This window comes from Psychrobacillus sp. NPDC096426, assembly GCF_044762745.1.
Classification (GTDB): domain Bacteria; phylum Bacillota; class Bacilli; order Bacillales_A; family Planococcaceae; genus Psychrobacillus.
This window is the reverse complement of sequence record NZ_JBIWEX010000003.1, coordinates 37,586-53,456: the sequence shown is the minus strand read 5'-3', so window position 1 is coordinate 53,456 and position 15,871 is coordinate 37,586. Positions and strand designations below refer to the sequence as shown.

Annotated in this window: 17 protein-coding genes and 1 other annotated feature; of the genes, 13 read left to right on the top strand and 4 right to left on the bottom strand. The window is 33.8% G+C overall.

Features of this window, described 5'->3' with window-relative positions; translation table 11 throughout:
• Nucleotides 1–135 precede the first annotated feature (135 nt).
• The 5 genes from ACIQYS_RS03655 to ACIQYS_RS03635 all read left to right on the top strand — a co-directional run bounded on the left by ACIQYS_RS03655 (nucleotide 136) and on the right by ACIQYS_RS03635 (nucleotide 3,036).
• A complete protein-coding gene (locus tag ACIQYS_RS03655) occupies nucleotides 136–609 on the top strand; it encodes a hypothetical protein (protein ID WP_402975071.1) in 474 nt (157 codons plus the stop codon).
• Nucleotides 610–763: 154 nt separating this feature from the next.
• The gene (locus ACIQYS_RS03650; protein WP_402975068.1) at nucleotides 764–1,153 is read left to right on the top strand and encodes a VOC family protein; all 390 of its coding nucleotides are present in this window, start codon (nucleotides 764–766) and stop codon (nucleotides 1,151–1,153) included.
• A gap of 184 nt (nucleotides 1,154–1,337) precedes the next feature.
• Nucleotides 1,338–1,823 (top strand): GNAT family N-acetyltransferase, encoded by a 486-nt coding sequence (locus tag ACIQYS_RS03645; RefSeq protein ID WP_402975065.1) that lies wholly within the window; start codon nucleotides 1,338–1,340, stop codon nucleotides 1,821–1,823.
• 258 nt (nucleotides 1,824–2,081) lie between these two features.
• Nucleotides 2,082–2,402, top strand: a complete 321-nt coding sequence (locus tag ACIQYS_RS03640) for a hypothetical protein (protein WP_402975062.1) — start codon at nucleotides 2,082–2,084, stop codon at nucleotides 2,400–2,402.
• Nucleotides 2,403–2,538: 136 nt separating this feature from the next.
• Nucleotides 2,539–3,036, top strand: coding sequence for a nucleotidyltransferase domain-containing protein (locus ACIQYS_RS03635; protein WP_402975059.1), 498 nt, complete (start codon nucleotides 2,539–2,541; stop codon nucleotides 3,034–3,036).
• A gap of 286 nt (nucleotides 3,037–3,322) precedes the next feature.
• Here ACIQYS_RS03635 and ACIQYS_RS03630 read toward each other — a convergent pair whose 3' ends face one another.
• Nucleotides 3,323–4,159 (bottom strand): NAD(P)-dependent oxidoreductase, encoded by an 837-nt coding sequence (locus ACIQYS_RS03630; protein WP_402975056.1) that lies wholly within the window; start codon nucleotides 4,157–4,159, stop codon nucleotides 3,323–3,325.
• Between the two features lie 1,068 nt (nucleotides 4,160–5,227).
• On the opposite strand from ACIQYS_RS03630, the gene ACIQYS_RS03625 reads away from it, so the two are divergent.
• Entirely contained in the window at nucleotides 5,228–6,547 is a 1,320-nt protein-coding gene (locus tag ACIQYS_RS03625) for a GntP family permease (protein WP_402975053.1), read from the top strand.
• Between the two features lie 123 nt (nucleotides 6,548–6,670).
• Nucleotides 6,671–6,799, top strand: a sequence feature (23S ribosomal RNA rRNA prediction is too short).
• 5 nt (nucleotides 6,800–6,804) lie between these two features.
• Nucleotides 6,805–7,638 (top strand): NAD(P)-dependent oxidoreductase, encoded by an 834-nt coding sequence (locus ACIQYS_RS03620; RefSeq protein WP_402975050.1) that lies wholly within the window; start codon nucleotides 6,805–6,807, stop codon nucleotides 7,636–7,638.
• Between the two features lie 72 nt (nucleotides 7,639–7,710).
• Here ACIQYS_RS03620 and ACIQYS_RS03615 read toward each other — a convergent pair whose 3' ends face one another.
• The 3 genes from ACIQYS_RS03615 to ACIQYS_RS03605 all read right to left on the bottom strand — a co-directional run bounded on the left by ACIQYS_RS03615 (nucleotide 7,711) and on the right by ACIQYS_RS03605 (nucleotide 10,022).
• A complete protein-coding gene (locus ACIQYS_RS03615; RefSeq protein WP_402975047.1) occupies nucleotides 7,711–8,052 on the bottom strand; it encodes a cytochrome c oxidase subunit II in 342 nt (113 codons plus the stop codon).
• A 335-nt stretch (nucleotides 8,053–8,387) separates the two neighbouring features.
• A complete protein-coding gene (locus ACIQYS_RS03610) occupies nucleotides 8,388–9,572 on the bottom strand; it encodes an NAD(P)/FAD-dependent oxidoreductase (RefSeq protein ID WP_402975044.1) in 1,185 nt (394 codons plus the stop codon).
• A 39-nt stretch (nucleotides 9,573–9,611) separates the two neighbouring features.
• Nucleotides 9,612–10,022: a DUF1641 domain-containing protein gene (locus ACIQYS_RS03605; protein WP_402975041.1), complete on the bottom strand. Its 411-nt coding sequence runs from the start codon at nucleotides 10,020–10,022 to the stop codon at nucleotides 9,612–9,614.
• Nucleotides 10,023–10,474: 452 nt separating this feature from the next.
• Here ACIQYS_RS03605 and ACIQYS_RS03600 point away from each other — a divergent pair, with 452 nt between their 5' ends.
• From ACIQYS_RS03600 to ACIQYS_RS03575, 6 genes are all read left to right on the top strand, one after another.
• Nucleotides 10,475–11,359 (top strand): LysR family transcriptional regulator, encoded by an 885-nt coding sequence (locus ACIQYS_RS03600; protein ID WP_402975038.1) that lies wholly within the window; start codon nucleotides 10,475–10,477, stop codon nucleotides 11,357–11,359.
• Nucleotides 11,360–11,468: 109 nt separating this feature from the next.
• Entirely contained in the window at nucleotides 11,469–11,894 is a 426-nt protein-coding gene (locus ACIQYS_RS03595; RefSeq protein WP_402975035.1) for a carboxymuconolactone decarboxylase family protein, read from the top strand.
• A 584-nt stretch (nucleotides 11,895–12,478) separates the two neighbouring features.
• Nucleotides 12,479–12,904, top strand: coding sequence for a GNAT family N-acetyltransferase (locus ACIQYS_RS03590; protein ID WP_402975032.1), 426 nt, complete (start codon nucleotides 12,479–12,481; stop codon nucleotides 12,902–12,904).
• A gap of 153 nt (nucleotides 12,905–13,057) precedes the next feature.
• Entirely contained in the window at nucleotides 13,058–13,714 is a 657-nt protein-coding gene (locus ACIQYS_RS03585) for an HAD family hydrolase (protein WP_402975029.1), read from the top strand.
• A 157-nt stretch (nucleotides 13,715–13,871) separates the two neighbouring features.
• Nucleotides 13,872–14,618, top strand: coding sequence for a class I SAM-dependent methyltransferase (locus tag ACIQYS_RS03580; RefSeq protein WP_402975026.1), 747 nt, complete (start codon nucleotides 13,872–13,874; stop codon nucleotides 14,616–14,618).
• A 168-nt stretch (nucleotides 14,619–14,786) separates the two neighbouring features.
• Nucleotides 14,787–15,686, top strand: a complete 900-nt coding sequence (locus ACIQYS_RS03575; protein WP_402975024.1) for a protein kinase domain-containing protein — start codon at nucleotides 14,787–14,789, stop codon at nucleotides 15,684–15,686.
• Nucleotides 15,687–15,871 lie beyond the last annotated feature (185 nt).

Here is a 15,871-nt window from a genome sequence, read left to right as displayed (position 1 = left end):
AAATTAAGTAAAGTAGTATATTTTTGAAATAACCGGACTGAGATTAAGAGTAATCTATTGTTCCTAAAAAGTACGATTAAAGGGATTATTGCCAAACGTATAGAATGATAGACTAAACGAAAGGATGTTTTATAAGTGCTTGTTGAAATAGTTAAACGTATCTTAATTGGAATAGTAGCAACTGCATTATTAAGTATATCAATTGCCGTTTTTGCTTATGAGCCTATTTCAAATAGACAACCAAATACTTCTTATACTTCTCTTTCGGGACTATTTATTATCTATACTACATACTCGGGTCCTATATTAATAATAGCGGGTGTTATTTGGTCGTTTATTATTGATAATTTGTGTGTGAAGTACCAAAAACAATTTGGTAGTATAAGGTATTTTATAAACTTAGTTTGTTATATTTTGGCGGGAGTTGTTAGTACTATTATTTTTTTGTTAATACTTTCAAATGGTGCAGTTGAATTTAATTCAGAGACAATTAATTTTATGGGTCTTGGGATAATTGCATCACTCATTTACTATCATATACTAGTTATTTGGAGGTCTTTTTTTAACAAATGGGGACTTTTGCAGAACAGGTCTGTTAGGAGAAAGTAAAATTGTAATTTAAAGGAACTTTTATTAGTACCGTATTTGCCAAATGACATCGATCAGAAGGTCGAACTACGTAGCAGTTTAGTCTAAGAATAAGAAGGAGTATTATCTCGACTCCTAGAATTTATAGATATATACAATTCTAGGAGGGAAATAAATGATTTTTGAAATAACTAATCAAATCCGTGTAACTAATATTCAACAAGGTCATAGGTGGTATGAAATTTTACTAAACAAAAAGCCTGATCTAATACCACACGATGGATTCATCGAATGGGAAATCCTACCTGGTTGTTGGTTGCAAGTTGCTGAAGGAACGCCTTATGAAGGTAGTGGACCTTTACGTTTAGGGGTTACTAATATAATTGCCGAAAGAGATAGACTTGTTAAAGAGTTGGGAATTGAGAACTTTGAGATATTCTCACGTGAAGAAGTCTCTGCAAAATGGGGAACTTTCACTGACCCTTGGGGGAATCAACTGGGTTTCTTTGAGTATTTGGATAAGAAAGAAGAAAATAACCGTATTAAAACTATTTTGGGGATATAAGGGAATTTATGGTTCGAGGCAACTTCGAGTAAAAAATAAGTTTCTTATTTTAACTAACGCCGAGTGCTTTAGTTAAAATCATTGGGTTGCTCAGGTAACTCTTTTTTTCTTATTGTACATGTGTCACTTACGATTAAAGATGAATCTGTTGTAACAATACAAAACTATATGGAGGATGGTACAAGTGAGTTTCATAATTCGTAAAATGATAAAAGAAGATACGGGAAAAGTTCAAGATGTAGCACAAAAAAGTTGGAATGCGACTTATGAAGGGATTATCCCATCTGAGATACAAGAACAATTTTTAAACTCAGCATACAGCGATGAAATGATGGAAAAACGTTTAAATGGTTCATTATTACTTGTTGCAGAAGTAAAAAATAGCATCGTAGGTTTTGCTAATTTCTCCCCAGTTAAAAATGAAGGTGAAGTTGAATTAGGGGCAATATATATTTATCCTGAACATCAAGGAGGGGGAATAGGTACTGCTTTGTTACGAGAAGGGATTAAAATGTTAGAAGATGTAAGAGAGATTTATATAAACGTAGAAAAAGATAATAAAATAGGTAAAACTTTTTATGAAGCTAAAGGTTTTAACACAGTTGAAGAATTTGACGATGATTTTGATGGTCATATTCTAAAAACAGTACGAATGGTTTTAGAAGTTTAGATGAAGTAGTTGATACCTATAAGGCTAGGCTTTCCTCCAAGTCTCTTACATCCAGTAAACGATTAATTCTAGTTTACTAGATGGTTTGTTAGAGTTGGGGAAAGTGTTCACGACATCTCAGCAAAACTGTCTGTTTTAGTATAGCCGATACAGAATTCTAGTTTAATGGAAAAAGACTAAATATTTGTAAAACTAAACGTTTGTTTAATCGTATATATTTTAGATACATAGTACTTGAATCGGAAAGGGGAAGACAATATGAAACGAAAATTACTAACCATTGTTATAACTTTATTAGTTTTATTAGGTTTGAGTTTCGGTATAACATATTTCACTCATACGAAATTCATTGACTATTCATTTTTAATTGGATTATCAGTTACCATTATTATTTGGTTTTTTACTTCAAAGGGTAGTCTTGGTTCCCGACACTTGGATATGACCATTCAAGGTTCCACAGGTATTAGAATGGAAAGTCAAAAGTTTGAGTTTTCACCTAATATTGTTTTTATCACATCTTTGGCATACACAATCATAACACTAGCAGCAATGCTTTATGATTACAGAAGTTATTTCTAAGAGTACCTTTGGGGCAGCTGTCAATAGCGAAATTTAAGAAAGCTTTGATCTCCAGATAACCCTTTTTCACATTTTAAAAGAAAGTTTGCAAAATACCTGATGGTGCAATATCTAGTTTTTTGAGGAGGGAGTCCCGATGATTTTAGACGATGTAGTGCATGCAATTGTAAACAGTCTGAAGAAAGACAACAGGGTGCAATCGATTTTCTTAAAAGGTTCAATAGGGCGCGGCGAACAGGACGAGCACTCAGATATAGATCTGTATTGCCTGGTGAATGATGAAGATGAAAAAGAATTCCTTCAAAGCAGGATCCAACATTTAGAGGCTTATAATAAAATACTGTTTCATGATGATATTGTCATTGTGGCTCCACAGATCCTAGCAGTCTATGAGAATTTAGTGCATGTTGATCTGTTTACCGTGACCGAACATACATATATCGAAAAGGATTATTTGAGAGTCCTTTTCGAGCTCCACCATGTCATGACACATCTATCAAGAGTGTTGCTGCACCGCTATAAACCGAGGAGAGCCCAATTGGGAATGAAAACAGTTGAGACATCCCTTCCCGAAGAAATCGTCAATGAAATCAAGGTGGTCTATGAGAATTTGACGCCCCAAAAACATCCATAACAATAATAGCAAGTCCTTGTTTATCCCCTGAGGCAATACCTCCTGTTGAGCTGCTGTACAAACCAATAGATATAACAATTTTCAGCTACATTTATAATAGAATCACAACAGACAAGACCAAATTTAATAGATTAATTTTATAGGTGTATAAATAGGTTTAGTTACTAAAATAATGTATTTATTAAAATTCATGCAAAACAAATAAGGAAAGCATTCTGTTCAACACAGAACACTTTCCTATTAGAATTATTGTATAATCAACCAATTAAGTGGTAACTTTATTCAACTATTTGGCCTCTGGTTTCTCTTTTCCCATAGAATCAAATAATTGTGTAGATGATAAGGCATTGAACGGCATCAATACATTATGGTTAAGCCCTTCGTTATAAGCCGCTTTTAAGTCTTTAAGTAAAACAGCCAAGGCAGTGTCTGCTGTCCATTCAGAAATATCGCTCCAATTTCTAACTACCCAACTATCCCCTGTACTTACTTTTAATAGGTTTAAGATCTCTTCTTGGGGTAAGTTATAGTGATTTCCTAATTTAAGTCCTTCAGCTACGGCATTCATGTTAATACCTAAAATCATATTATTAACTAATTTTGCTACTTGGCTGTTTCCTGGTTCCTCGCCATAGTAGAATGTATTGGATCCAATCGCATCAAAGTAGGCCTTAAAAGATTTCACGATGTCTTCTGAACCAGCTGTCATAATCGATAATGTTCCAGCTTGAGCACCTGAAGCACCACCGCTTACCGCAGCGCTAATTAATCTCAAATCACTTTCTTCTTCGACTTTTTTTCCTAATTGATTCATTGTTTCAGGGTCAAGTGTACTCATGACAATAATTGTTTTATTTTTAGGTTGGGCAGATAATAGAGCGCCTTCACCAAAAATAATGTCAACATTTTGGTTAAAGTCACGAACCATTGAGATAATCGCTTCGTCAGCTTGTTCCGCCACTTCTTTTAACGTCTCTACCATTGTTATTCCTGCAGCTTCTGCCTTCTTATAAACACCTTTAAATGCATCATAACCAATTACTTCAAAACCAGCTTTTTTTAAATTAACGGCCATCGGGAAGCCCATTGTACCTAATCCTACAAATCCAATTTTTTTACTCATTATAAAAACCTCCATAATTTAAATTTGTGTTCCCATTTAGTTTACATCTCAAATTAGTATGAGTAAAATGAATGAAAAGAATACAAATTATGTATATATTTCATAGTTCTTTAGTGGAATGATTGGCGGAAATTTAGGGATTTGGATTTTCCCAAAGCCCATTTGAAATAAGGCGATCAAGATTTAATCAAGGCGATTCCCATCGATAATCCAAGTATTCCTTGGAATTTAGGATTTATTTTAAAAAATATGAAATACGCTTCACCTGCAGTTCGTGCATTTATCCAGTATATTTCAGCTGAAATACCTCATCAATCATGAAAAAAAGGAATGTGTTCCATGAATTATATATATTTTACGAATTTGTGAAAACTGGTTATAGTATTACTGTCAAATACAGATAACATCTTGGGAGGAAAACAACAAGGAAAATAATGCGTTTCCAAATAGGTTTAGATATTACATAGGATAGACGAATTTAAAGAACATGCATCTGATTTAGAGAGTTATATTGTTGAATTTGTTTTTGGAGATATTTATTCACGAGAGGGCTAACTGATCAGTAACGTACGCTTGCCACAATCACTTCTCATGTACTCTAGATACAGAGTCGCTTCAACACAGGACTTACAGTTGGATTAACTCCAGAAGAAATTGTTGGAACTGTGATTCCATGGAAGAGCTTCCCGCGTGTACTGAATGATCTATAGGTGGTAAAAAAGTTTTCCTCAAAGAAATGTAACAAGTAAGGATTTAGAAATACAGACATAATATTGAAACTGCTAAGAAGATTTAAATGACCATATGTTAAAGCAGCTTGGTTTGAACATAAACGTGCTAGTTAATAGAAATCAAGCCATAAATAATTCTCAATTATACATACCTCTAATTTTTAAAAAAACGTTGTTTTTTAATCAATTCGGACTTTAACTGTGCAACCAAATTAAACAATAAACAGCACCACAATACGTTTTGAGATAGATTTTAGAAAAAGTATGAATGATTTAGGGAAATAGTTGCTTACTTAATACCGTTAACAACTAGAGAAGAAAAAGAGGCAGAGTTAAAATGGATATATTAGGTATTTTAGGGATATTATTAGGTATACTAACTATTATTATCTTAATAATTAAAAAGTTCAATATCATCATTGCAGCACCAATAGCGACGATTGTCGTGTTGCTATTTAACGATGTGCCTATACTAGAAACCGTATTTGGTAAAGAAAATTCTTATATGGGGTCACTTGCTGGGTTTGTTGCATCAAATTTCACTATATTCTTATTAGGTTCAATATTAGCGAAATACATGGATAAAAGCGGTGCAACTGTTTCCATTGCAAATAGAGTATTGTCGGTAGTAGGAACAAAGAACCCGTACAACGCATTAGTGGCATTATTTATTATTTCTGCCATTCTTACTTACGGTGGTATTAATGTATTCGTCATCATATTCGCATTAATTCCTATGGCTAAACCTATCTTTAGAGAACTTAATATTTCGTGGAAATTAGTTGCCATTCCTGTGTTTGGTGGGACTTCAACGTTCACGATGACGATGTTACCTGGGGCACCTTCATTACACAATATTGTGCCTTCAACGGCTTTGGGAACTACACTAACTGCTGCGCCGCTTATCGGAATCGTCACTTCCATCGTAGCAATTGTCTTCATACTAGTATTTATGAAATTGTCGTTATCCAAAAGCTTGCGTAATAACGAGACATTTAATGTGAAAGAAAAGGTTGGAAATAGTGATGTGACAGCTACACGAGTGCTTCCATCATTCATTATCAGCTTACTGCCTATCATCGTGTTATTAGCCATAATCTTAATATTTAGTTCTGTGAGCAGCATTATCATTATCGCTTTGATTGTTGCGATTCTTTTGAGTGCGATATTATTCCGTAAACAAATCGCTCAGCAAAAAGAAGTATTAAATCAAGGTGCTAACGAATCGGTAACATCAACGATTACAACGGGTAGTACGATTGCATTTGGTAGCATTGCAACAAGTGTTCCTGCGTTTAACGGTGTATTTAAATTAATTCAATCAATTCCGGGACCTCCCGTACTCTCATTAATGATTGGTACAGGTATTATTAGTGGTATTACTGCTTCTGCTGTTGGAGCAATTGGTATTGCTGTTACGAATTTTGCCCCATACTATTTGGGATTGGGATTAGATCCAGCAACGGTTCACCGCGCTATTGCAGTCGGATCTGGAGCTCTAGCAATTGTTCCTTACTCTGGATTCCTGATTATATTTAACAATTTAACGGGATTAACGATGAAAGACACTTTCAAAAATGCATTTATCAGTATAAGCGTTACCAGCTGGGTAGCAATGGCCGTTATCGTTGTCATGACACTCTTAGGTTTAGCTTAATTATTTTACTGTAGCAAGTTTCCATACTTGTAATGACTTTTTCAACACTAACGAATCATTTAGAACCTTATGCTAACACTTTATATAAGATCGATTTAATTAATATAAAAAACAAAGTATACGTTAAGTGGAAAATGACGTGGAGTTGCATAGACAACCAGAATGTTGGCATAGAAGCAGCCACCATCTAATGAGTGCGTAATAGCTAACTGGTCGAGTGACTCTACGCAGAAAATTTGATATTGGAGGAAATAAATATGAGTAAAAAAATTGGATTTATCGGATTAGGAACAATGGGCTTCCCAATGGCAGTTAACTTAAAAAAAGCTGGTTTTGAAGTAATCGGTTACGATGCATTTAAAGGTGTTTACGAAAAAGCAGAAGCTGCTGGTATTACAATGGTAGAAACTATAAAAGAAGTAGGCGAACAAGCCGACGAAGCAATTATCTCAATGGTTCGTGACTATGCACAAACTGTAGACGTTATTTTTGGTGAAGGTGGTCTTTTAACTGCCGGGCCTAAAAATAAAACAGTTATTGTTATGAGTACACTTGATCCTGATACAATGAATCAATTAGGTAAAGAAGTTGAAGAAAAAAGTGATTTAACATTAATTAGTGCAGCAGTAAGCGGTGGTGCTTCAGGTGCTCAGGCTGGAACATTATCGATTATGACAGCTGGTTCAGAAGACATCGTGAAATCATCTAATCCATACTTTGATGCGATTGGATCTAATACATTCTACTATGGTACAGAACCAGGTAACAGCCAAGTAGCAAAATTAGTTAATAACATGATCTTAGGTGTTAACATGAATGCGGTGGCTGAAGGTTTAAAATTAGGTAAACACTATAACTTACCTGAAGAAGAAATTTTAAACTTATTAAAAGTGAGTACAGGGGATAGCTGGGTAGTTAGAAACTGGAGTGACGTTTCAGAATGGACAGCAGCAACTGCATTATCTGTTCTATTAAAAGACTTAATCGCAACTTACAACCAAGGAATTAAACATAATGTATCAATGCCATTTAACGCTTTATCATCAACACAATTATTTGACTCAATGGGTAAAGAAAAACCAAAAGCTTAATAATTGAATAGAGTTTCCATTTAATTGGTTGATTATACAATCTCTTTCTCTTTAATAGGAAAGTGTTCTGTGTTAAACAGAATGCTTTCCTTTTTTGTTTAGAGTGAACATGAATGAAAAGAGGAAATTAGGCTTTTTACAGATTGCTTCCACAAGTGCACTTCCTTCAATATGAGGAGGTTCATAATCTGGACTTTGTTTAGAAGCACGGTATTTAATTAACACGAATATTAAGATGGCGAAAACTACAAGGACAATACCTGACATGAGCCAGATGGATAACATAATATCATCAGCTTGGGTTTTTGCCTGAGGGCCTTTTGGATCTAAAACTAATAATGGTTCACAGCCGGCTAGCACAGTGGTAATAGTGATAATCATTGTGAAAAAAGCCCATTTTATATTCAATTTCATAGGTGTATCCCTTTCAAATATCTTTATAGAATTTGTATTAACTAGCAAGGCAAATTTATTGAAGATATTTTTTTCTCTATGTTCATTTAAAGAAATTGATTAAAAAAAGCAATAAATAATAGCCACTGTGCTACCAAAAGTTTCATACAGAACTTTGGTACCAAATAACAATGACCAAACGGGAGAGGGAGTGCATGCTCGAAAATCATCTTTTGTTCATTTGAATTTAGGAAATATATTCTTGCACTTTTCTAAATTCATTGAGCTTGTATTACTTCCTGATGGTCATTGAAACTTTAGACACAGTGGCTTTCTTTTTTGGGTTAAGTAGGAATCTAGTATGCTAAAGCATACAATGCTTTAATATGTGATAAGTAGCGGATGTTACTTGCTTCTTTCATTAATGATGCAGGAAGTCCTTTAAGTGGAGTTTCGTTTCCTCCAACGATCGCAACACCATCTTTACGTCCAAGGCTTGCAAGCGTACCTGAATTTATAGGCGAAAATACGTCCATTTTTTTGTCTTGTAAGTATGCAAATAAGTTGAACCCTACAAGTTCACCCATTTGCCAAGCATTTTGGGCAGTTGGTGCGTATAATGGGCGACCACCATCACCAGGTAATGCAACTGAGCAATCACCAACAACAAATACGTCCTGATGAGAGGTTGATTGAAGGTATTCGTTGATTGTTGCTTTACCGCGGTCACATGCAAGACCAGATTCGCCAACGATAGGAAGAGCTGCAACGCCACCTGTCCAGATGAATGTATTTGCTTTAATTGTTGAACCATCTTTTAATGAAATTTTGTTTTTGTCAACGCCTATTACAGGAAGACCAGTTAAGAATTCAACGCCACGAGAAGCTAAGCTTTCTGTTGCGCGTGCGATTAATTGGTCAGGTAAAACTGGTAGAATTTTTGGACCAGCTTCAACAAGTTTGATCTTCATGTCTTTGAAGTCAACGCCATATTTTTTAGCAACTTTAGGGAAGTTGTCAACGATTTCACCAACAAGTTCAACACCAGTTAGTCCGCCACCGCCGATAACGATTGTTGCATCCGCTTCGTTTTTAGATTGAGCATAAGCTGCAATACGGCTTTCGATATGGTTATAAATACGGTTTGCATCTTCAACCGATTTTAACACCATGCTGTTTTCTTCTAGGCCGGGGATGCCAAAGAAACCAGTTTGACTACCTAATGAAACGACAAGTGCATCGTACGTTAAAGTTGTCCCATTTACTAGGTTTACTAGCTTTTTATCCACATTAAAAGATTCAACTTTTGCAATTTGAAGGTCGATATCTTTGCCTTTGAAGATTTTTTCTAATGGAATTGATATGGCTGGTTCAGCAATTGCTCCACCAGCAAGACGATGTAGTTCTGTAATGATTTGGTGGGTTGGGTATTGATTTACTACTGTAACTTTTGCTTCATTGTTGTTTAAATATTTACGAACAGTTAAAGCAGATAGTAATCCGCCATAACCTGCACCTATGATAACAATATGTTTCGACATTATTAATCCTCCGTTCTTACTGATTAAATATAAATAGTACTATTTTTGAGTATTTTTTCTTGCAGAAATTTGAAGAAAAGCCTTAGTGAAACGGAAAAGTTTTTGTATTTGTGGATCTTTTAACATTCTCATTAGATCGAAAATACCGACATTTTCAACATTTGACTCTGAATAATCTTTTGCTTCAATTGCAGTTGCCGCAACATGTTTTATAGATTCAACAACTGGAACTGCGAGTTCTGTAATAGCACTTACAGTATCATTTTTTAATATTTCGTCTGTTGAAATTGATTGAGCAAAGTCATAGGATTTATTTAAAAGAGTTATTAACTCAGTTAATTTTGGTAATTCCTCTATTAATATGTTGAGGGATTCCTGAACTTCAGGTTTTAATAATTGATTTAGTACATCTAATTGATCCGCTTCTGATTGAGTATTCTTTTCTGACATTTCTAATTCTCCTCTTTTCCCAAAAATTTAAGTAATATAGTACTATCAATGCGAGGGGATGATTTGGAGAAAGTGGGGTATACATAGATATAGACTTCACGTTTTGAAGGAACTTTTTCGCCCAGATTTAGTCACTCAACGCTTTATATCAATTACCCTTGATTTGATATACTATTTTTGTCTGCAGTATTCTTATATTTGGTAATCAAGTTAGTCTTGGGTGTTGCACTTAGTATTACAATCCGTAGTTGATAAGGGTAGCCCTACAAAAACGATTTTATTAGTTGCCCCGTAATTACGGACTCTTTGATTTCAAATATTTTATTCATGATACCACTCCCATAATTTAAAATTTTGTTCTCCCATTGAGTATACATCTCCAATTAGTATGAGTAAAATGAATGGTAGGAATACAAATTATATATATATTTCATAGATAGGAGATTACATTCATGGATATACGTCACCTCACTTACTTTATAGAAGTAGCCAAATACAAAAGTTTTACTAAAGCTTCCCAATCTCTCCACTTGTCGCAGTCTACAATAAGTAAAGTAGTCAAAAGTTTGGAAGAAGAATTAAATGTAGAACTGATTGACCGTTCCGCAAAGAAAATTGAATTAACGGAAGCAGGAGAAATCGTTTTGGCAGAAGGGGAAAGGATTATGGAATCGCTAAATGATTTATCTATACATCTATATGATTTAATGAACTTAAAAAAAGGCAAAATAAAAATTGGCATACCGCCAATAATTGGTTTTTTATTTTTCCCCAAAATCATTAAAGGATTCAATAATCTGTACCCAGATATCAAAATAAAACTCTTTGAAGATGATTCAAAAAAGGTTAAACAGGAAGTCAGAGACGGAACATTAGATCTTGGTGTGGTTATGCTACCCGTGGATGAAAAGGAGTTTGATGTTGTTCCCTTTGTTTATGATGAACTGTCGCTCTTCGTCCATAATTCCCATCCCTTAGCGAAGTGGGAAAAAGTTGAAATGAAAGAGTTACAAAATGAAACTTTCATTCTATTTAAGCAAGAGTTTGCTATTCATGACCTCATTATTCAAGAATGCCTACGAGTTGGTTTTCGTCCGGAAATTGCTTTCGAAAGTTCTCAATGGGATTTTATTAGTGGAATGATTGGTGAAAACTTAGGGATTTCTATTTTTCCAAAACCTATGGCAAAAAAAGTCGATCAAGATTTAATCAAGGCGATTCCTATCGATAATCCAAGATTTCCTTGGAATTTAGGATTTATTTCAAAAAAAGAAAAACACGCATCACCTGCAGTTCGTGAATTTATCAAGTATATTTCAGCTGAGTTACCTTTTTAAAATGAAAAAAAGGAATGAATCGCATGAGTTATATGTATTTTACGCATAATTAAAACTGCGTTATAGTTATTTCTGTTAAATACTTATGACTTTTTAGGAGGAAAATAATATGGCAGAAATAAATCGTTATCAAAGAGGTTTAGATATAATAAATGAGTATACATTAGAAGGAAATAATGAAATCTCAACAGTCTCTCAAATTCAAGAAGCATTTAAAGATCTTGCACCAGATTTAGATAATTTTATTGTTGAATTTGGTTTTGGAGATATTTATTCACGTGAGGGGTTAACGAATCAGCAACGTACCATTGCCACAATCGCTTCTCTTGTAACTCTAGGTACAGAGCCACAATTGGAATTGCATATCAACTCAGGACTTAATATTGGATTAACTCCAAAAGAAATTGTTGGAACTGTCGTGCACTTGCTTCCATATACAGGTTTCCCACGTGTCTTGAACGCTCTAAAAATTGTTAAAAAAGTCTTTGCTCAACGAAATGTAAAAATTGACGATTTAGCAATCATGTCAAAATAAAACCGCTAACATGCCTTAAACAACCACCTATTAAAGCAGGTGGATTTGGACATAAATGTTGACGGTTAAAGTCATCTCAAAGTCATTAAGCATAATAAATTTCTCGACATATTCAGTCTTCAATCCTGAATATGTCGTTTTTTTCTTCATTGACTTGATTAGGTACATGATAATTCTTTCTTCTGTCATGTTTTTACTGTGGCTCAGATATAGCCTCTAACTCATAAGTGTTGTCCCCAATACTTCCCTCAGATGATTTATATTCCCGTTATTCCAATTCTAGATCCTTAAAATAACCAATTAGTAGCAAAGACTGTAACTGGTTGGCCTTCAATGTCTGCGGCGGAAAACCCTCTATTTGTTAATCAGCTTCAAATTAAGACCATGCTTTTGGCAAAAAAATAAATAACATAGGGTGATTGTTCTAATAGGGAATCGCCTTTTTTCTTTTTAATTTCATTCTTTTTGGAAGAGGGAACTATTATTTAATTGCAATAGAGAACGATAATATAATTGGATGGATTCTATTACTGATAAGAAATGGATTTATTTACGAAATATTTGACTTATATGGAGGGAAAATTATGAAAATAACTCAGCAATGGAATCAAGAAGACAGTGATTATATTCGTAAAAAGGTAATTGAACACAACCTTTCTAAACTACCAGATGAAGTAAAACACCCAGTCAAAAACATTAGCTTTATCCTTAGAGATGAAGAGGAGAAAATTTTAGGTGGTATTACAGGAACGATTTTTTGGTATCACTTACATATTGATTTCTTATGGGTTGATGAATCTCTTAGAGGTGAAGGGTACGGAAAACAGTTATTAGATAATATAGAAGGAATTGCAAGAGAGAATAGATGCAAACTCATTCAACTAGATACATTTAGCTTTCAAGCCCCAAATTTCTATCAAAAATATGGTTATGAAGTAGTCGGTGTAATAGAAGAACATCCTAATAAAGATAATCAACAGTATTATCTTTCAAAGAAACTTGCTTATTAAGAAATCCTAGTTCTCTAACTGGTGCTAGAAGTAAATACCGCAAGGAAACAAAAGGTGGTATGAGTACTATTACGCACTCTTCAACAGAAATTGGTTAGACTATTCTGTTTTTATGGTAAACTGTAGAGGCAACGGCAAAAGGGAGAGAAAGCAATGTTACAATCACTGATTTTTGATATGGATGGAACTCTATTTCAAACAGATAGAATTTTAGAATTATCACTTGACGATACATTTAACCATTTACGGTCATTAAATAAATGGGATACAGTGACCCCAATTGATAAATATCGTGAAATTATGGGGGTACCCTTACCAAAAGTATGGGAAGCCTTGTTGCCAGAGCATTCCAATGAAGTAAGAGAACAAACGGATGCTTATTTTCTGGAAAGGTTAGTTGAAAATATAAGAAGTGGGAAAGGTGCTTTATATCCTAATGTAAAGGAAGTTTTCAGTTATTTAAAAGAGAATAATTTTACCATTTACATAGCGAGTAATGGTTTAATGGAATACTTAAAAGCAATTGTGAGTTATTATAATTTAGATAATTGGGTTACTGAAACATTTAGTATTCAACAAATACAGACGCTGGATAAAGGAGATTTAGTTAAAACTATTATAAAGAAATATGATATAAAAAAAGCAGCAGTAGTCGGAGACCGTCTCTCTGATATTAATGCGGCAAAAGATAATGGTTTAATTGCAATTGGATGTAATTTTGATTTTGCGCAAGAAGATGAACTCGCAAAGGCAGATTTGGTAATAGATGATTTAATTGAACTGAAAACAATATTACCTAAAATAAAATAACTTCTACAACTAACGGATGCGTTTCTACAACAAGTAGAGGCGCATTAAAAAAAGCTGTTTAAGTTTTTTGAATAGTCATTATTTTACTAACAACTTTTTAAACTACCACGGTAAGGTAGTTCAAAAGAAAAAAACAAATAGTTTGGGGGCGATTTTGTTGAATGAATATTATGGAGAACTTTGCACACTAATATACGAAAAAGATAAATCCATTGCAGTAGGGAAAGAACTTGAGTTTTTTATGTCTTTTGTCAAAGACAAAAAGATGAAAGTGTTAGAACCTATGTGTGGAAACGGTAGAATGCTTATTCCTTTTATGGAAAAAGGAATTAATATCGAGGGATTTGATATTTCAGAAGAAATGTTGCGAGTATGTAAATTAAAGGGTCAGAAATTAAACCTTAAACCAAATGTTTCTTACGGCAAAATAGAAGAATTTAAAGGCGACAAAAACTATGATTTAATTATGATACCATTTGGTTCTTTTTCACTTTTACCAGATGAATTGGTTAATGTTAGTCTTGCTAACATGAAATCACTTTTAAAAGAAGATGGTAAATTACTTTTAACTGTCATGACAAACATAAGTACAGTAGAAGATATTTCTGAATGGATTGAAACGAATAGACATCACATTGATCACAATGAGATTGTTGAATATAAGAAAGTCAATTATGACCAAGCAAGGAAAATGTTAAATACAAAACTGAAATATCAATTAATAAAGGATGGGAAAATAGAGAAATCAGAAATAATGGATTTCCAAATTCGCCTTTATGAATCTGGAGAATTTGAAGATATTCTAAAATCAAATGATTTTGATGAAATTATACTTCATGAAGTTATTAACGGATATGGAGAAGGAAGTTCATTTCATGTATATGAATGTGTAAAAAAAGCTTAATAATTATTTCTTGTTTAACTGATGGTTAAATCCTGTTGCTGGTTATCTATTAGGAGCCATATTGCTTGGAGAACCTATTACGATATTTTCAGTAATTGGAACGATCTTGGTTTTATTTGGCCTATATTTGTCGAAAAATTTTAGCATAAAACCTATTGGGAGGATTAAATGAATGGATCACAAGTAATTAGTTTAGGTAGTGTTTCATTTCAATTAAAAGAGAAACATGATTTTGAATGGCTTAAAAGTCTTGGCGATGTTTTTTGTGTTTTTGATGAACAAGATTCTGGAAATATATGTTTTGGGGTTGAAAAAAATGGAACTAAAAGGTTTGTGAAGTATGCAGGAGCGAAGACTTTAGAGTATTCAGGACACCCGGAAGATGCCATAGCAAGATTAAAAAGGTCTATATCACTTTATCAGGATTTGAATCATCCACACTTGATAAATCTATTAGATTATTTCGAGGTTGAGAACGGATATGGGTTAGTGTTTGATTGGTTCAATGGAGAATGTCTACATTCTCATTGGTCTTTTCCTCCACCACATAAATATAATCATCCTGATTCCCCTTTTTATCGATATAAACAATTACCGATTGCATATCGCTTAGCATCATTAAAGAGTATTTTTGAATTCCATCTACATGTAGAAAAGAAGAATTATGTAGCTGTTGATTTTTATGACGGTAGTATTTTATATGATTTTAAGAATAACATAACAAAGATATGTGATATTGATCTATATATGGCAAAACCATTCATTAATACTATGGGAAGGCTTTGGGGTTCTTCAAGATTTATGTCGCCAGAAGAATTTAAACTTGGTGCTGAAATAGATGAAAAAACTAACGTGTTTAACATGGGTGCAATTGCATTTGGACTATTAGGAGGAGAACTTGACCGTTCATTTTTAAAATGGGATGCGGGACATGAACTTTATGAAGTTGCGCTCAAGGCAGTTGAAGAAGATAGAAGTCGCAGGTACTCCTCAGTTGAAGACTTCTTCATAGCTTGGAACATTGCCTCAAAAAAAATGATTGAACTAATTAATACTATCAAGCATTAACCTCTATTTGATGGGGTCTATATCCTTATTCTCACTGGAGTTCAAAAGATTGGTTCTAAAAGAATACCAAAATAGAAATTGTTTCATTAAAGAATTGTGCACTAAATGCGGGGCGGATCGTCAAGAAACGCCTCCATTTTTATTTATTTCTGTTTAAACCAAAGTTTATCTTTGTTATCAATGTC